The 15,177-nt window shown below is 68.5% G+C and carries 19 protein-coding genes; 8 read left to right on the top strand and 11 right to left on the bottom strand.

What is annotated here, in order from left to right; all coding sequences use genetic code 11:
- Nucleotides 1-12: 12 nt before the first annotated feature.
- Together AVZ66_RS09815 and AVZ66_RS09820 are read left to right on the top strand one after the other, a co-directional pair.
- Nucleotides 13-999: a zinc-binding dehydrogenase gene (locus AVZ66_RS09815; RefSeq protein ID WP_058984696.1), complete on the top strand. Its 987-nt coding sequence runs from the start codon at nucleotides 13-15 to the stop codon at nucleotides 997-999.
- A 181-nt stretch (nucleotides 1,000-1,180) separates the two neighbouring features.
- A complete protein-coding gene (locus AVZ66_RS09820; protein WP_058983903.1) occupies nucleotides 1,181-1,807 on the top strand; it encodes a hypothetical protein in 627 nt (208 codons plus the stop codon).
- A 64-nt stretch (nucleotides 1,808-1,871) separates the two neighbouring features.
- On the opposite strand, the gene AVZ66_RS09825 is transcribed toward AVZ66_RS09820, so the two are convergent.
- Entirely contained in the window at nucleotides 1,872-2,513 is a 642-nt protein-coding gene (locus AVZ66_RS09825; protein WP_058983904.1) for a molybdenum cofactor biosynthesis protein B, read from the bottom strand.
- 73 nt (nucleotides 2,514-2,586) lie between these two features.
- Here AVZ66_RS09825 and AVZ66_RS09830 point away from each other — a divergent pair, with 73 nt between their 5' ends.
- Nucleotides 2,587-3,627 carry a zinc-binding dehydrogenase gene (locus AVZ66_RS09830; RefSeq protein WP_058983905.1) on the top strand — a complete coding sequence of 347 codons (1,041 nt, stop codon included), beginning with the start codon at nucleotides 2,587-2,589 and terminating at the stop codon, nucleotides 3,625-3,627.
- Complete coding sequence (locus AVZ66_RS09835; protein WP_058983906.1) at nucleotides 3,627-3,863, top strand: hypothetical protein; 237 nt, start codon at nucleotides 3,627-3,629, stop codon at nucleotides 3,861-3,863. The genes AVZ66_RS09830 and AVZ66_RS09835 overlap by 1 nt, the downstream gene beginning before the upstream one ends.
- Nucleotides 3,864-3,867: 4 nt before the next feature.
- Here the strand turns inward: AVZ66_RS09835 and AVZ66_RS09840 are convergent, their stop codons facing one another.
- The 3 genes from AVZ66_RS09840 to AVZ66_RS09850 are packed head-to-tail and all read right to left on the bottom strand — an operon-like array spanning nucleotide 3,868 to nucleotide 5,417.
- The gene (locus AVZ66_RS09840; RefSeq protein WP_058983907.1) at nucleotides 3,868-4,284 is read right to left on the bottom strand and encodes a desampylase; all 417 of its coding nucleotides are present in this window, start codon (nucleotides 4,282-4,284) and stop codon (nucleotides 3,868-3,870) included.
- 47 nt (nucleotides 4,285-4,331) lie between these two features.
- Nucleotides 4,332-4,955: an isopentenyl-diphosphate Delta-isomerase gene (gene idi, locus AVZ66_RS09845; protein ID WP_058983908.1), complete on the bottom strand. Its 624-nt coding sequence runs from the start codon at nucleotides 4,953-4,955 to the stop codon at nucleotides 4,332-4,334.
- Between the two features lie 48 nt (nucleotides 4,956-5,003).
- Nucleotides 5,004-5,417 (bottom strand): Lrp/AsnC family transcriptional regulator, encoded by a 414-nt coding sequence (locus tag AVZ66_RS09850; RefSeq protein WP_058983909.1) that lies wholly within the window; start codon nucleotides 5,415-5,417, stop codon nucleotides 5,004-5,006.
- A gap of 97 nt (nucleotides 5,418-5,514) precedes the next feature.
- On the opposite strand from AVZ66_RS09850, the gene carA reads away from it, so the two are divergent.
- On the top strand, nucleotides 5,515-6,573 hold the full coding sequence (gene carA, locus AVZ66_RS09855) for a glutamine-hydrolyzing carbamoyl-phosphate synthase small subunit (RefSeq protein ID WP_058983910.1): 1,059 nt from the start codon (nucleotides 5,515-5,517) through the stop codon (nucleotides 6,571-6,573).
- Here carA and AVZ66_RS09860 read toward each other — a convergent pair.
- The 3 genes from AVZ66_RS09860 to AVZ66_RS09870 are packed head-to-tail and all read right to left on the bottom strand — an operon-like array spanning nucleotide 6,570 to nucleotide 7,775.
- Nucleotides 6,570-7,103 (bottom strand): hypothetical protein, encoded by a 534-nt coding sequence (locus tag AVZ66_RS09860; protein ID WP_157575643.1) that lies wholly within the window; start codon nucleotides 7,101-7,103, stop codon nucleotides 6,570-6,572. The two genes, carA and AVZ66_RS09860, sit on opposite strands and share 4 nt — an antisense overlap.
- Nucleotides 7,093-7,461: a hypothetical protein gene (locus tag AVZ66_RS09865; RefSeq protein ID WP_058983912.1), complete on the bottom strand. Its 369-nt coding sequence runs from the start codon at nucleotides 7,459-7,461 to the stop codon at nucleotides 7,093-7,095. Before AVZ66_RS09865 ends, AVZ66_RS09860 begins: the two co-directional genes overlap by 11 nt.
- Nucleotides 7,458-7,775, bottom strand: a complete 318-nt coding sequence (locus AVZ66_RS09870) for a hypothetical protein (protein WP_058983913.1) — start codon at nucleotides 7,773-7,775, stop codon at nucleotides 7,458-7,460. The genes AVZ66_RS09865 and AVZ66_RS09870 overlap by 4 nt, the downstream gene beginning before the upstream one ends.
- Nucleotides 7,776-7,882: 107 nt before the next feature.
- On the opposite strand from AVZ66_RS09870, the gene AVZ66_RS09875 reads away from it, so the two are divergent.
- Nucleotides 7,883-8,149, top strand: a complete 267-nt coding sequence (locus tag AVZ66_RS09875; protein WP_058983914.1) for a hypothetical protein — start codon at nucleotides 7,883-7,885, stop codon at nucleotides 8,147-8,149.
- A 1-nt stretch (nucleotide 8,150) separates the two neighbouring features.
- Here AVZ66_RS09875 and carB read toward each other — a convergent pair whose 3' ends face one another.
- Both carB and AVZ66_RS09885 read right to left on the bottom strand, forming a co-directional pair.
- Nucleotides 8,151-11,384 carry a carbamoyl-phosphate synthase large subunit gene (gene carB / locus AVZ66_RS09880; protein WP_058983915.1) on the bottom strand — a complete coding sequence of 1,078 codons (3,234 nt, stop codon included), beginning with the start codon at nucleotides 11,382-11,384 and terminating at the stop codon, nucleotides 8,151-8,153.
- A gap of 277 nt (nucleotides 11,385-11,661) precedes the next feature.
- Nucleotides 11,662-12,207, bottom strand: a complete 546-nt coding sequence (locus tag AVZ66_RS09885; protein WP_058983916.1) for a DUF5815 family protein — start codon at nucleotides 12,205-12,207, stop codon at nucleotides 11,662-11,664.
- A 345-nt stretch (nucleotides 12,208-12,552) separates the two neighbouring features.
- Here AVZ66_RS09885 and AVZ66_RS09890 point away from each other — a divergent pair, with 345 nt between their 5' ends.
- Nucleotides 12,553-13,452 carry an ABC transporter ATP-binding protein gene (locus AVZ66_RS09890; protein WP_058983917.1) on the top strand — a complete coding sequence of 300 codons (900 nt, stop codon included), beginning with the start codon at nucleotides 12,553-12,555 and terminating at the stop codon, nucleotides 13,450-13,452.
- On the top strand, nucleotides 13,445-14,233 hold the full coding sequence (locus AVZ66_RS09895; RefSeq protein ID WP_058983918.1) for an ABC transporter permease subunit: 789 nt from the start codon (nucleotides 13,445-13,447) through the stop codon (nucleotides 14,231-14,233). The genes AVZ66_RS09890 and AVZ66_RS09895 overlap by 8 nt, the downstream gene beginning before the upstream one ends.
- 211 nt (nucleotides 14,234-14,444) lie before the next feature.
- Here the strand turns inward: AVZ66_RS09895 and AVZ66_RS09900 are convergent, their stop codons facing one another.
- A complete protein-coding gene (locus AVZ66_RS09900; protein WP_058983919.1) occupies nucleotides 14,445-14,864 on the bottom strand; it encodes a hypothetical protein in 420 nt (139 codons plus the stop codon).
- A 50-nt stretch (nucleotides 14,865-14,914) separates the two neighbouring features.
- Nucleotides 14,915-15,127: a hypothetical protein gene (locus tag AVZ66_RS09905; protein ID WP_058983920.1), complete on the bottom strand. Its 213-nt coding sequence runs from the start codon at nucleotides 15,125-15,127 to the stop codon at nucleotides 14,915-14,917.
- Nucleotides 15,128-15,177 lie beyond the last annotated feature (50 nt).

Consider the following 15,177-nt stretch of genomic DNA (forward strand, 5'->3'; position numbering starts at 1 on the left):
ACTGATTCGCAGATGACAGCGTACGTCGTCGAGGAGTACGGCCCTCCGGACGTCTTCGAGGAGGCGACCGTCGACACACCCGAACCCGACCCCGAGGAGGTCCGCGTCGAGGTAGCGGCGACCAGCCTCAATCCCGTCGACTACAAGATTCGAGGCGGCCACATCCCCGACTTCACGCCGCCGTTCCCGGCGACCCTGCACTGTGACGTCGCCGGCGTCGTCGACGCTGTCGGCGAGGACGTGGACGCCTTCGAGGTCGGCGACGAGGTGTACGGGATGCCGGGCGGCGCGGGCCGGCAGGGCGCGCTCGCGGACTACGTGGTCGGGCACGCCGACACGTTCGCGGCCGCACCCGAGTCGATTCCGCTGGAGGACGCCGCGGCGCTCCCCGTCGTCGCCCTCACCGCGCTGGAGATGCTCACCGACAAGTCCGAAGTCGGAAACGGCGACGAAGTACTCGTCTACGGCGGCGCGGGCGGTGTCGGCCACATCGGCGTCCAGCTCGCCGACCACCTCGACGCGGACGTCACCGCGACCGGTTCGACCGCCGAGAAGCGCGACCTCGCTGCCGACCTCGGTGCTGACGCCACCGTCGACTACACGACGACGGACGTCGAGGAGTACGTCGCCGAACACGCCACCGGCGACGGCTTCGACGTGGTGTTCGACCCGGTCGGCGACGACCACCTCCAGACGGCCTTCGACGCGGTGCGGCCGTTCGGGACTGTCGTCACCACGGAGTCCAGTTCCACGCAGGACCTCTCCGCGATGCACGCCAACTCTCTCGAACTCGGCCTCGTGCTCGTCATCCTCCCCGTGCTGCGCGGCGAGGGACAGGACCGAATCGGCGACGAACTCCGCGAAATCGCCGCGCTCGTCGACGACGGCGTGGTCGAACCCGTCATCGCCGACTACCTGCCGTTCGAGGACGTCTCGGAGGCCCACCGCCGCGGCGAAGCCGGGGACTTCCACGGGAAGCTCGTGCTCACTCACGAGTAGCTGGCCGTCGCGGAAGCCGCGCGGCGACTCGCGAGGCATCGGCCTGCCGTGTCGGGACGCGCCGCGAGTTTTTACTGGCGCTTAATTCGGCTTAATTCGGGTTTAGACGGCCTATCGAGCCGGAAATTCGGGTTCAGGGATACCGCGGGTTAAGTGCAAGCGGGTCCGAGAAGCGACTGCGATGAACGCACGCAAACTGCTCACGCTGGCCGTCGCGGCGACCGTCCTCGTCGGCGGTGCCGCAGCGGCTGGCGCCGCGACCCCCGGCAACGCACCGACAGACAACGCGCCCGACGAAGCCAACGGGAACGCCCCGGCCGACGCCGGCGACGACTCGGACGCCGACAACTCCGACGCGGACGACGCCGAGGAGACGGCTGACGGCGAGGAGAACGAGACCGACGACGGCCCCGCGGCGAACGCACCCGCTCACGCCGGGGTGAACGGAACTGACGCCGCTGCGAACGGCACGGACGCTGCCGGTAACGAGACCGACGAGGTCCGGAACGGCTCCGCGGCCGGCGAGCGCGGCCCGCCGACGGGCCTCCCCGAGCAGGTCCCCGAGCACGTGACCACCATCCACGAGCAGATTCAGTCGTTCCTCAGCGGTGAGGTCGACAACCTCGGGAACGCGCTGGGTGACCTGCTGGGCGGCGACGCCGACGAGCAGGACGCTGACGAGACGGTCGACAACGAGACTGTCACCAACGAAACGGTCGACGAGGAGACCCTCGACGACGAAGACGTGCAGAACGAGACGGTCGACAACGAGACGACCACGTCCGCGAGCGTCGCCCCGCTCGCGTAACGCTCCCGTAACTTCCGCGCCGTAGCGCCGTTCTTTTCCGGTCGACTCGCCGCGTAGCCGCAGGCTACGTGTCTTCGCGGCTCGCGAGTCCGACGAGGTGCCCGATTTCGGGGACGACGACTTCCTCGCTGCCGAGTTTAGCGGCGTTCTCGCTGCCCGGGAGACAGAACACGGGGACGCCGTCGGCGACGCCCGCGGTGGCGCGCGTGGCGACGACCTTCTCGCCGATTTCCTCGTAGGAGAGGCGTCGGAACAGCTCGCCGAACCCAGGGAGCTCCTTCTCGAACAGCGGTTCGGCGGCCTCGACGGTGATGTCGTCGGGCGTGACGCCCGTCCCCCCGGTGGTGACGACGACGTCGACATCGCCGCGGTCCGCGAGGTTGTCGATGCCGCCCTGCACGCGGTCGTAGCTGTCGCGGACGAGTTCCCGCGTGACGACCTCGTGGCCGTCGGCCTCGAACGCCGCGGCGATGGCGTCGCCCGCCGGGTCGTCGTCCAGCGAGCGCGACGACGATACTGTGAGAATCGCGACGCCGACGCGCTCGACGTCGTGGTGATGGTGGTCGTGTTCCTCCTCGTCTTCGTCGTGTTCGTGGTGTTCGCTCTCCTCCGTCAGCGGGTCGTCGTCGGGCTCGTTGCTGCCGTCGTCCGGCGCTTCTTCTTCGTCGTCGTCCCGTCGCGTCTCCCGGGATTGGAAATCGACCATGGGGGCGGGTTCGCGCGCCGACGGGAAAAGCGTGAACCCCACAGTTTTGGTCGGGGGCCGCGACGCCTCGCGCATGCAGGCAGTCCAGTTCGCGGGCCACGGCGGAACCGAAGTCGTCGAGTACGGCGAAGTCCCGGACCCGGAGGTCGGCCGCGACGAGGTGCTGGTGGACGTGAAGGCGGGCGCGCTCAACCACCTCGACGTGTGGACGCGTCGCGGGATGCCGCAACTCGATTTGGCGATGCCCCACGTGCCGGGCAGCGACGCCGCGGGCGTCGTCGCGGAGACTGGCTCCGACGTCACGCGCTTCGAGACCGGCGACCGTGTAGCGGTCTCGGCGGGCGTCTTCTGCGGGGACTGCGAGTTCTGCCGGGACGGCGACTACCCGCTGTGTACGTCGTTCCACGTCCTCGGCGAACACGTGCCCGGCGTCCACAGCGAGTACGCCGCGGTCCCCGAGGACAACCTCGTCGCGGTGCCCGAGCACGTCGACTGGGAGACGGCGGCGGCGGCGCCGCTCGTGTTCCAGACGGCGTGGCGGATGCTCCACACGCGCGCAGACATCGAGGCCGGCGAATCGGTGCTCGTGCTCGGCGCGAGCGGCGGCGTCGGGCACGCTGCCGTCCAGATTGCCGACCACGCGGGCGCGGAGGTGTACGCCACCGCGAGCAGCGAGGCGAAACTCCGGTACGCCGAGGAGGTCGGCGCGGACCACGCCATCGACTACGAGGCCGAGGACTTCGCCGCCGAAATCCGCGAGCGGACTGGCAAGCGCGGCGTGGACGTGGTCGTCGACCACGTCGGGGAGGCGACGTGGAGCGACTCGCTGCGCTCGCTGGCGAAGGGCGGACGGCTCGTGACCTGCGGCGCGACTACCGGCGGCAGCCCAGAGACGAACGTCCAGCGGCTGTTCTGGAACCAGTTGTCCGTGCTCGGGTCGACGATGGCGACCCCCGGGGAGGCCGACGACGCGCTCTCGCACGTCTGGGACGGCACCTTCGACGTGCGGGTTCGGGACACCCTCCCGATGAGCGAGACAGCGCGCGCCCACGAACTGTTGGAGAACCGGGAGGGCTTTGGGAAGGTAGTGGTAATCCCCGACAGCGAACGCTAATGGTTACCCACGACCCCCGCGAGGACCACGACGACGCCGGCGGCATGAGCGAGCGAGCGCAGTGGCTAGTCGTCGCCGCGCTCGTCGTCTCCGGCGTGCTCGCGCCGCTGTACCTCTACGTCGTCGGGCCCGGGAGCTTCGGGCTGGGCTTCCGCGACACGTACCTCGCGGTGCCGATGATTCCTGCGGTACTGTTGGGCGCAATCGGCGTCTGGACGGCGGTCCGCGGCCGATAGGTCTTCAGTCCTCGTACAGCGTGACAGCTTCGGGTTCGAAGCTCTCGCCCGTCCACGTCCACGCGTCCAGCAGCGGTGGTCGCGCGGCCAGCGACGCGAGCACGTAGACGTAGCCCGGCCACGACGCCTGCTCGCGGTCGGTGTCGCTCATGTGCGCTGGGCCGGCGGGATGAGAGTGATAGAAACCGACGACCGACCGACCCGTCGCCTCCGCTTCGTCGAAGACAGAGAGCGTCGCTTCCGAGTCGAGTTCGTACGTGACCCGGGGAGCGTCCGCGACGTTCGGAACGCGCCGAACTGCCTCCGCGACGACGCGGTCGCCGTCCCGGCGGCCGAGCAGCGCGCCGCAGGCCTCCCGCGGCGCGTCCGCTCGCGCGTGGTCGAGCACCGCGTCGTAGACCCGGCGTCGGAGTTCGAGCACAGCTACCCTTCGTGGCGAGCGCGGAAAAATCCGACCGACGGCTCGCGCTACTCGCGGGTGCCGTCCGGCACGGGGTCGGCGTCGCCCTCGAAGTCGCGGCGCATCGCAATTTCGAACCACGGGCACAGCCGGAGCTGGCGGTAGTACCGGGGGTTCTCGTAGAGGTCGTCGTAGTCCGCCCAGAGGACGCCGCCGACCTCGTCGGGGTCGGGGTCGAGGCTCGTGTCCGAGAGCGTCGCCACCAGCACCGCGCAGACCTCCCACTCGAGACCCTCGTCGAGGTAGTGGCGCTTGTACTCGAAGCGGTCCGCGACTTCGAGGTCGTCGTACTGGTCGGGCGTGATGCCCAGTTCCTCTTCGAGGCGCTCGCGGGTGGCTTCCTTCTGGGTCTGTCCCTCGACGGGGTGGCTGGCGACGGTGCCGTCCCAGTGGGTGTCCCAGAGGCGCTTGCGGGCGGCGCGCTGGGCGAGCAGCACGCGACCGTCCTCGTCGAACAGCACGCACGTGAACGCGCGGTGCCGGATGCCGTCGCCCGTGTGGGCGTCGAGGCGGTTCGCGAGGCCTTCCTTCTCGTCGTAGGCGTCGACCGCCACGACGTCCTGTTCGGCGTTCTCCGCGGTCTCGTCGTCGCGCGCGGACTGGACGGGCACGTCTGCCCCTGAGTCGCTCATGGCGGCAACGACGGGGACGTGGGTAAATAGCGCTTCGACTCGTCGCGGTCACCCGAGCTTCTCGTCGAGGATGAGGCGGGTCTTCGTGGAGACGACTTCCTCCTGCTCGCGGGCCTTCGAGACGAGCTCGTTCACGCCGCCGGTGTCCGTGGCGTCGACGACGAGCACGATGTCGTCCTCGCCCGAGACCTGCCAGACGAAGTCCACTGGCTCCCACTCGACCATGCGGTCGCCGACCTCGTGGGTGTCGACGTCCATCGCGACGCCGATTTCTATCATCGCCTTCACGTTGCCCGTGGAGGTGGCGACGGTGAAGCGCTCGATGACCCCCTCGTCGAGGAGGCTGTCGACGCGGTTGCGGACGGTGCCCTCGCTGACGCCGATGTCGTCGGCGATTTCGGTGTAGGGGGTTCGGGCGTCCCGTCGGAGCGCGTCGAGGATGCGCCGGTCGATGTCGTCCATGCGCCAGTGTTGGGCCACCGGACAAAAAGAATTTCGAATATCGTAACTTATCTACGAAAGCAAGATTTATACTCCGGCGCTGCGTTTGAATCTCGTAATGTCGGACGCCTACCTCGCGTTAGAGACCGGCGACGTGGTGGAAGCCAACGCCCGCGCACCCGGGCAAGCGCGAGGCGAACTCGTGTTCACGACCGCGTACACCGGATACGAGGAGAGCCTCACAGACCCGTCCTACGAGGCACAAGTGCTCACCTTCGCGTACCCCCTCATCGGGAACTACGGCGTCCGAGAGGAACGCTTCGAGTCGGACCGCGTCCACCCCAGCGCCGTCGTCGCCCGCGAACTCACCGACGACGTCGCCGAGTGGCTCACCGAGGAGGGCGTCCCCGCCGTCGACGGCCTCGACACCCGCGACCTCGTCCTCGACATCCGCGAGGGCGGCGCGATGAAAGTCGGCATCGCCGCCGGCCCCGACGCCACCCCCGAGGACGCCCGCGCGCAACTGGACGACTGCCCGCACATGAGCGACATCACGGACATCGGCGGCCAAGTCAGCGTCTCCGAACCCGAAGTCCACGGTGACGGCGACGTCGACGTCGCGCTCGTCGACTGCGGCGCGAAAGGCTCCATCGTCTCCTCGCTCGTCGAGCGCGGCGCGACTGTCCACGTCCTTCCCTACGACACCACGCCCGCGGAACTGGCGGCCGTCGACCCGGACGTCCTGTTCATCTCGAACGGCCCCGGCGACCCCGCGAACTTCGAGGCCGCCGAGACGCTCGTCTCCGAGTTCGTCGGCGACCTCCCGGTCGCGGGCATCTGTCTCGGCCAGCAGGTCGTCGCCCGCGCGATGGGCGGCTCCACCGAGAAGATGGACTTCGGCCACCGCGGCGTCAACCAGCCCGTGCTGGACTACGACTCCGGGCGCGTCGTGATGACCACGCAGAACCACGGCTACACGGTCGCCGAACCCGGCGACCTCGAAGTCACGCAGATCAACGTCAACGACGACACTCCGGAGGGACTGGACTCCGAGGAACTGGACGTCATCACGCGCCAGTACCACCCCGAAGCCAACCCCGGCCCCCACGACAGCCTCGACTTCTTCGACGACGTGCTCGCGCTGGCGTCGAGCCCCACGACGGCCACGGCCGACTAATCCCAGCGCAGTTCTTGGTCGGCGAGCCCCCGTAGCTGCGTCATCGCGCGCTCGCCGAGCACCCCGTCAGCGGTCGCCAACACACCGCGAGCGTTGCGTGCGCGTATCGCAGTCACGAGCGTGTCCAGCAGGCGGAACAGCCGCTCGCCGTCGACGTACATCGAGAGCACGCCGATACCGTCGACGACCACCCAGCCGGCGTCCGGTTCGACATGCTCGAACGCCTTCGAGAACTGGATGCTCACGCCGGTCAAGTCGCCGGGTGCGACGCGGTCGGTCACCCACAACGGCCCGTCGTAGTCGACCTCCGTCCCCGCGACGGGGACGACGCCGACGCGTTGCGGGTCCCCGCCCCGCGCCTCGATGCTCCGTTCGAGTTTCCGTAGGTTCCCGTCCGTGGTCACCAACAGCAGGTTCCGGAACGCGGACTCGGGGAGCGCGTCGACGATTCGCTCGCCGCTGGACTGCACGCAGAACGCGATATCGCCGGCCGCGAGGTCACCGAGCCGCCGGTCCAACTCAGGAGTCACGCTCGAACCCTCCGCTGAACTCGGCGGTCTCGACGTCGATTCCGTCGCGGTCGATGTCGACGAACTCGCGGGCGAACCGCCACGTCGCCGCGACGCTCACCAGTCCGCTGGCCGCGTACGCGGCGTACGCCGCCACTTCGACGACCGCGCCGGCGCTGGTGACGTCCACGAGGAGTTCCAGCACCGACCCGGCCATCAGACAGCCCAGCGACGCCACGAGCAACAGGACGCCCTCCCGGTAGAGGACGTTCCGCGAGTACGCCACGACGGGGTACGCAAAGCCCGCGCACAGCACCACGAGCACCGCGACCTCCGCGAACCAGATCAGCCACGCGGTCGCGTTGGCGAGCCACGTCACCGGCCGACCACCCGTCGTTCCGTGAACAGCGTCACGAACCGCCAACACGAGACCGTGATGGCGACGATTGCGATCGCCCACAGCGCCAGCGCGGGTTGGCCGCCGTCGGCGGGCGTCGCGGGGTGTAACGTCACGCCCGTCGAGACCGTCATCGCCGCGAACACCACCGGGAGCGGCGCGAGCGCGCGCCCCCACTCCGTGCCGCGGAACCCCACCGCCGCGATGGTCGCGAACGTACACGCGACGGTGGTCGCAACGAGCGTCAGGATGTTGAGCGCGACGGTCACGTGCGTCGCCCACGTCGGCAGCGCCATGCTGTCCGTCGCTTTTCGACGCGGTCACTAAGCCGTTTGGGCGGAGCGTTGACAGGAGTGATTCGCCAGCCGAAGGTATAAATCCGCGAGCGTAAAAGTCGAAACTAATGTCGGATTCGGTTCTCTCCGAGAACGAGTTCACGTTCCGCGAGTGGCACGCCGGCGTGCTCGGCGCCGCCGTCGGCGCGTTCGCCAGCTACCTCCACGCGATAAACTACACCGACCTCGGCGTCGGGCTCGCGGTCGTGTTCGTCGCGGCGGCGCTGGGCCTCCGGCGCTACGGCAGCGTCGCCGGCCGCACCGTCCGCCGCGAGCCGTGGTACGCGCTCGCCGCGTTCGCCGTCGCTGGCGCCGCCGTACTCGCCGTCGCGTGAGTTAGCCCCACTGCTCGTCGCGAATCGGGCGGTCGCCGACCGGCAGCACGTCGAGGTCGTCGTCGTGGTGGGCGACGCCCTCGACCATCGCCTTCGCGCTCTCGACCGTCGAGAGGTACGGGACTTCCTCCTCGACGGCGGTCTCGAGGGCGTCGCGCTCGTCGGAGATTACGAAGTCGACGTCGCCGCGGCGAATCGCCTCCGAGAGGTCGTCGAACTGCTGGACATCGAAGAACTCCTCGAAGCCGCTGACCGGGAGGTCGACGACCGCGGTGCCGCCGATTTCGGGGTCGTTGCCCGCGGCGCGCTGGGCCTTCCAGTACGCCAGCCCGGGCTTCCCGGCGGTGCCCATCACTTCGCCCGTGGACTTCATCTCCGGGCCGAGGCGCGGGTCCGAGCCCGGCAGCCGGTCGAACGGCAACACGACCTCTTTGACGCTGTACTGCTCGGGGACGCCCTCGCTGACGTCGAGGTCCGAGAGCGAGAAGTCGGCCATCACCTTCGCAGCGAGCTTCGCAATCGGGACGCCGGTCGCCTTCGAGACGAACGGCACCGTGCGCGAGGAGCGCGGATTCGCTTCCAACACGTACACCTCGCCGTCCTGCACCGCCAGTTGGACGTTCAGCAGGCCCACGGTGTCCAGCGCCGTCGCGATGGCCTCGGTGACCTCGCGGACGCGGCCCATCGTCTCCTCGTCGAGCGAGCGCGGCGGAATCGTACACGCGGAGTCGCCGGAGTGGACGCCCGCGGTCTCGACGTGCTCCATCACGCCGCCGATGAGGACGTCCTCGCCGTCCGCGACGGCGTCGACGTCGAGTTCGACCGCGTCGGCGAGGAACTCGTCGACGAGGATGGGTTTGTCCGGGCTGACGCGGACGGCCTCCTCCATGTAGTGTTTGAGTTCCTCGTCGCTGTGGACGACGTCCATCGCACGCCCGCCGAGCACGTAGCTCGGGCGGACGAGCACGGGGTAGCCGATGTCGTGCGCGAGGTCGAGCGCCTCCTCCTCGCTGGTCGCGGAGCCGCCGTCGGGCTGGCTGATGCCGAGTTCGTCCATCAGCACGTTGAACCGGTCGCGGTCCTCCGCGAGGTCCATCGCGTCCACGCTCGTCCCGAGAATCTCGGCGTCCACGCCGTCACGGCGCTCCAACTCGGCCTCCAGCGGGTCCGCGACGTTCACGGAGGTCTGCCCGCCGAACTGCACCATTACGCCGTCGGCGTCGGTCGCCTCGACCACGTCGGCGACCTCCTCGGCCGTAATCGGCTCGAAGAACAGGCCGTCGCTGGTGTCGTAGTCAGTCGAGACGGTCTCGGGGTTGTTGTTCACGACGTGGGCCTCGATGCCTTCCTCGCGGAGCGCGCGCACCGCGTGCACCGAACAGTAGTCGAACTCTACGCCCTGCCCGATGCGGATGGGGCCGCCGCCGACGACGACCACCGAGTCGACGTCCGTGTTCACGCGGAGTTCGCCCGCGGCCGCGTCGCCCTTGAGCGGGCCGTTGAACCACTCGGGGCGCCGCGACGAGTAGTAGTACGGCGTCTGTGCGGCGAACTCGCCGGCGCACGTGTCCACCTGCTTGTACGAGCGGCCGGGGACGGCCTCCTCGACTTCGTTGACGCTCGCGCCGGCGCCGTCGGGCGCGAGTTCGTCTTCGGCGTCGTCGGTCGCGCCGGGCAGCCACGACGCGTTCGCGTCGTCGAACTCCCCGCCCGCCAGCGCCGAGATCTCGTGGTTCGTGAAGCCGGCGGTGGCGGCGGTCGTGAAGTCGCCCTCGCTGGCAGCCTCTGCGGCTTCCGCGACGTTCTGGAAGCGCTGGAGATACCAGTCGCGGAAGTTCGTGAGGGCGTGGACTTCGTCGACGGTGTAGCCGCGGTCGAACGCCTCGAACACCGCGTACGGACGGTCGGGTGTCGGCGTCTCCAGGTAGTCCGCCTCCAGTTCGTCGTCGCCGACTGCGCCCCAGTCGACGTCGGGGTCGTACTCCGAGGAGCGCAACGCCTTCAGGAGGCTCTCCTCGAACGTCCGGCCGATGGCCATCGCCTCCCCAGTGGACTTCATCGCCGTGCCGAGTTCGAAGTCCACGTCCGGGAACTTGTCCTTGGGCCAGCGCGGCACCTTCGTGACGACGTAGTCGATTGCGGGCTCGAAGGCGGCGGTGGTCTCGCCGGTAATCTCGTTCTCGATCTCGTGGAGGCGCTTGCCGAGCGCGACCTTCGCGGTGACCCGCGCGATGGGGTAGCCGGTCGCCTTCGACGCCAGCGCCGACGAGCGCGAGACGCGGGGGTTGACCTCGACGACGCGGTACTCGCCGCCGGGCGTGCCGTCGTCGCGCCACGCGAACTGGATGTTACAGCCGCCCTGAATCCCGAGGTCGCGGATGACTTCGAGCGCGACGTCGCGCATCGCCTGGTGGCCGTCGTCGGGGATGATTTGGCTGGGCGTGACGACGGTGGACTCGCCCGTGTGGATGCCCATCGGGTCGATGTTCTCCATGTTGCAGACGATGATACAGGAGTCGTCGGCGTCCCGCATCACCTCGTACTCCAGTTCGACCCAGCCCTCGATGGACTCGGTGACGAGCACCTCGTCGTTCCGCGAGAGGCGCAGGCCCTTCCGGACGCGAGCGACGAGTTCGTCCATGTCGTCGACGACGCCGGAGCCGCTCCCGCCGAGCGTGTACGTCGTGCGCGCGATGACCGGCAGCCCGCCGACCTCGTCGGCGGCGGCCTCGACGCGCTCGCGCAGCGCGTCCTCGTCGAAGTGCTCGACGGACTCGCCCTCGTCGAGCGTGATGGTCGTCGACGCCGGGACGGGTTCGCCGAGGTTCTCCATGCGCTGGCGGAACAGGTCGCGGTCCTCGGTCGCGTAAATCGTGTCCAGCGGCGTCCCCATGATGTCGACGTCGTACTCGTCGAGGACGCCCTCCTCGGCGAGTTCCGCGGTGACGTTCAGCCCGGTCTGACCGCCGAGTCCGGCGATGACGCCGTCGGGATTCTCTTTGGCGATGACCTCCGAGATAGCGTCCGTCGTGATGGGTTCGATGTAGACGGCGTCGGCCATCTCGGGGTCGGTCATGATGGTCGCGGGGTTGGAGTTGACGAGCACGACTCGCACCCCCTCCTCCTGTAGCGCGCGGCAGGCCTGCGCGCCGGAGTAGTCGAACTCAGCCGCTTGTCCGATCTGAATGGGGCCGCTCCCGATGAGCAGTATCGTGCGTTCGTCGTGCTCGCTCATTACTACTCGTGACGAGTTCGCCCATCGTAATAAGCCCCGCGGAACGGACAGAAGTTCGAAGGAGAGTTACGAAAATCGAAGCTCTCGTGGAGCGTGACGACACCGCCGACTGAACGTCGCTACGCGACACACACGGCAGAAATCAGTCTCGTGGTGGCGCACCGAACGACACTCACGCGGGCGTGTCGTACTCGTCCTCGAAGTTCTGGCGGACGAGTCCGCCAACGTCCCGCTCGCGTTACTCGCGGGACTCCCGCTGGGACTTCGACGACGACACTTACGCGGGCGTGTCGTACTCGTCCTCGAAGTCCCGTTGCGCGCGGTACGCGTCCACGAACTCGCTGACGTCGAACTCCTGCATCTGCTGCTCGAACTCGCTCTCGGTGCCGCTGTCGTCGGCGTGGCTCACCGCGTGGTCCATCAGTTCGACGACCAACTCGACGACGACCTCGTGGAGTTCGCGCGCTTCGAGGTCCGTCACCCACAACAGCGCGTAGCCGACGCTGCCGTTCTCGCTCTCGTCCACGGCGACGATGTCCTCGGGGAGCTGCTCCATCACTGCGCCCATCAAGTGTGCCGTCCCGAACTCCTCGAACTCGTCGTCGGGCGCGGGCGTCACCGCCTCCTTCAACACCGCGACGATGTCCTCCGGCACGAACCGCGACGGCGGATGCATGTCCATCACGACCGCGTGCGTCTCCCCGCACGAGCACTCGTACTCCCGCATCCCCAAGTCGAAGTCCTTCACGTGAGCCTGCTCCCCGCACGGGAGGTCCACCCACGCGTCGTCGTCCTCGGCGCCCGGTACGCGCGGCTCGGTCATTAGCTCCGTGTTGACTCGCCGAGCGGTTAAGCCCCGCGAACGCCGCCCAGAACAATATCCGTCGTCCGCGCTGGATGCGAAGCCGACCAGAACGTCCAGAAAGCCCCGGCGGGGTCGACTCGGGGGCCTCGCTGTGCTCCTCGGTCGCTTTGCTCCCTGCGGTGCTTGCGTCGGCCGCCTTCGTCGACTCCGCCGCCCCTTTCAGTCCCGGAAGACTCACTACGTTCGTCTGCCGACCCTCGCGAACGCGCGGCGTTCGCTCAGTCCACCCGCTACCGGCTGCGTCGTTCGGCATCGCGTGCGTTTGGGCCGAATCTTCTTTGTGCGGGTGTCCGTCTGTCCGCTATGGCCGCCATCGAACTCCGCGACCTCACCAAGCGCTACGGGGACCTCGTCGCCGTCGACGACGTCTCCTTCGAGGTTGACGCCGGCGAAGTGTTCGGGTTCCTCGGGCCGAACGGCGCCGGCAAGACGACGACCCTCCGCACGCTCCTCGGAATGCAAGCACCCAGTTCGGGGACCGTCTCGATTCTCGGGCACGACACGACCGTCGAATCCCAGCGCCTCGACGCGCTCGCGGACACGGGCTTCCTCCCGAGCAACCCCCAGTTCGACGAGCAGGCGACCGGGCGCGAGGTGTTGGACCTCCACGAGTCGCTGAAGGGCGGCTCTCGGCGCGCCGACCTCCTCGACCGGTTCGAACCGCCGCTGGACCGCCCCGTGCGCGAATACTCCACCGGGAACGTCCAGAAGCTCGGCATCGTGCAGGCGTTCATGCACGACCCGGACGTCGTTGTCCTCGACGAACCGACGTCGGGATTGGACCCGCTGCTCCAGGACCGCTTCAACGAGTTCGTGCGCGACGAGCGCGAGCGCGGCGTCACGGTCCTGTTCTCCAGTCACGTCCTCAGTGAGGTGCGGCGCATCTGCGACCGCGTGGCCGTGCTCCGCGACGGCGAACTCGTCGCCGTCGAGGACGTCGGAACCCTGCTCGACCGCAGCGGGAAGGTCGTTCGCGCTCGCGTCGCCGGCGACGTCCCAGAGGGCGCTTTCGACGTACCCGGCGTCTCGGATTTCACCCGCCGGTCTGCAGACGGCGCGACACGCATTTCGTTCACGTTCACGGGCGACGTGGACGCGCTCGTGGACGAACTCGACCGCTACCCGCTGCAGGAACTCGACGTCGAGGAAGCGCCACTCGAGGACGTCTTCCTCGACTTCTACGGGGGTGACGGCGGTGCTTGAGATTGCTGCGTACGGCGCCCGCAAGCGCGTGAAGGGCGCGCTCGCGCTCTCGGTCGGCCTGTCGGCGTTCAGCGCGATGTACGCCGCGTTCTTCCCGTCGCTGACCGGGAATCTCGACCTCGAGGAGTACGTCGAGGCGCTCCCGCCCGTGTTCGTGGAGGCGTTCGGCCTGCGCGCGTTCAACACCATCGAGGGGTTCCTCGCGACCGAGCTCTATCAGTTCGCGTGGGTCATCCTCCTCGGCCTCTACCTCGCGTACAGCGCCGCTTCCCTGATTTCGAGTGACGTCGAGAGCGGCCGCATGGACGTGTTGCTCTCGCTGCCCGTCTCCCGCGCCCGCCTCGTCGCCGAGCGATTCCTCTCCCTCGTCCCTGGTGTCCTCCTCATCAACGTCGTGGTCGCCGCGGTGACGTGGCTGGCGACGCGCGCCATCGGCTACCCAATCGGGACCGTCGAACTCGTCGTCGTCCACCTCCTCTCGCTCCCGTACCTGTTCGCGTGCGCGGCAATCGGGCTGGCGTTCAGCGTCCTCGCGGACCGCGAGAGCATCGCCCAGCGAGCGGCGATGGCGACCGTCTTCGGGCTGTTCCTGCTCGAATCGCTGCTCGCGAGCACGGACTACGCGTGGGCCGGCGCCGTCGCGCCGATGCGGTACTTCGACCCGACCGCGATTCTCGTCGACGGCACCTACGACCTGGCTGGTGCCGCCATCCTCGTGGCCGCGACGCTGCTGCTCGTTACGGGCAGTCAACTGTACTTCCGGCGGAAGGACGTGAACTGACGGTAAAACGTCGAAGAGCATCCGTGAGCCGAGCGGCTCGAAGAGCCCGAGGCGAGCGGTTCACTCCGCGACCGAGTGTAGCGAGGGAGCGGAGGCCGACGACCGAACGGAGCGCCGCAGGCGCGAAGTGAGGGAGGAGTGCTTTTTCCGCAAGTTTTTGCCGAACGAGGCGCGGCTTCGCCGCGCCTCGTGCAGCGCAAAAAGTGCGTCTTTAGGGCCAGTCGTCGCGGACTTCGGCTTCTTCCTCGGGTTCGTCGTCGGTTTCGCTAGCGAGGTCCCAGTCGGCTTTCTCCGCAGCGTCCTCCAGCGGGAGGTACTCCCAGCCGACTTCCTCGGCGAGCGCGCGGTCGTCGTCGTCGACGCCGACGAAGACGTGGCGTTCGGTGTCGAACTGGCGTTTGACGGATTCGAGGCTCTCCTTGCGGCCCTTCGGGCCGGAGAAGAAGTCCTGGCGGATGCGGCGTTTGCGGGTGAAGTTGGTGACGACGTACGTGGGTTCGTCGGAGACGACGCCGACGTACTCGGTCCACTGGCGCGCGCCCGCGAACGCGGTCCCGGGTTTCGCGAGTTCCTGGAGCGCGGACAGCTCGAACGCGAGGGTCATGTCCGTGCTCCCGCCGGATTGGCTCATGGCCGGACGTGGGGCGCGAACGGGAAAAACGGCTTCGGTCGCGGGCCGCGCTACTGGGCGATGTCGAGGCGATAGTAGCCGGTGAAGCGGACGACTTCGCCGTCGGCGAGGTCGTCGGCGACCTCCTCGGGGATTGTCACGCCGTCGCCGTCGACGGCGTCCGGGAGGGCGGCCTGTGCTCGGTCGTGGAGTTCGTCGTAGTCGCGGACCGTCTCGTCGACGGTCGTCGGCGCGGTCTCGGTTGCTTCCAGAATCGGGTTCATGTGCTCACCGGCAGTACCGTGTGCCGTGACAACGTATGCCACGAAAGAAC

This window comes from Halobacterium sp. CBA1132 (assembly GCF_001485535.1).
Lineage (GTDB): Archaea > Halobacteriota > Halobacteria > Halobacteriales > Halobacteriaceae > Halobacterium.

Coding starts and splice junctions, on each gene's coding strand:
- AVZ66_RS09875 (WP_058983914.1), top strand. CDS start 7,883: ATGTCGGATTCGGTTCTCTCCGAGAACGAGTTCACGTTCCGCGAGTGG.
- AVZ66_RS09835 (WP_058983906.1), top strand. CDS start 3,627: ATGGTTACCCACGACCCCCGCGAGGACCACGACGACGCCGGCGGCATG.
- carB (WP_058983915.1), bottom strand. CDS start 11,384: ATGAGCGAGCACGACGAACGCACGATACTGCTCATCGGGAGCGGCCCC.
- AVZ66_RS09825 (WP_058983904.1), bottom strand. CDS start 2,513: ATGGTCGATTTCCAATCCCGGGAGACGCGACGGGACGACGACGAAGAA.
- carA (WP_058983910.1), top strand. CDS start 5,515: ATGTCGGACGCCTACCTCGCGTTAGAGACCGGCGACGTGGTGGAAGCC.
- AVZ66_RS09850 (WP_058983909.1), bottom strand. CDS start 5,417: ATGGACGACATCGACCGGCGCATCCTCGACGCGCTCCGACGGGACGCC.
- idi (WP_058983908.1), bottom strand. CDS start 4,955: ATGAGCGACTCAGGGGCAGACGTGCCCGTCCAGTCCGCGCGCGACGAC.
- AVZ66_RS09890 (WP_058983917.1), top strand. CDS start 12,553: ATGGCCGCCATCGAACTCCGCGACCTCACCAAGCGCTACGGGGACCTC.
- AVZ66_RS09820 (WP_058983903.1), top strand. CDS start 1,181: ATGAACGCACGCAAACTGCTCACGCTGGCCGTCGCGGCGACCGTCCTC.
- AVZ66_RS09905 (WP_058983920.1), bottom strand. CDS start 15,127: ATGAACCCGATTCTGGAAGCAACCGAGACCGCGCCGACGACCGTCGAC.
- AVZ66_RS09830 (WP_058983905.1), top strand. CDS start 2,587: ATGCAGGCAGTCCAGTTCGCGGGCCACGGCGGAACCGAAGTCGTCGAG.
- AVZ66_RS09815 (WP_058984696.1), top strand. CDS start 13: ATGACAGCGTACGTCGTCGAGGAGTACGGCCCTCCGGACGTCTTCGAG.
- AVZ66_RS09900 (WP_058983919.1), bottom strand. CDS start 14,864: ATGAGCCAATCCGGCGGGAGCACGGACATGACCCTCGCGTTCGAGCTG.
- AVZ66_RS09885 (WP_058983916.1), bottom strand. CDS start 12,207: ATGACCGAGCCGCGCGTACCGGGCGCCGAGGACGACGACGCGTGGGTG.
- AVZ66_RS09870 (WP_058983913.1), bottom strand. CDS start 7,775: ATGGCGCTGCCGACGTGGGCGACGCACGTGACCGTCGCGCTCAACATC.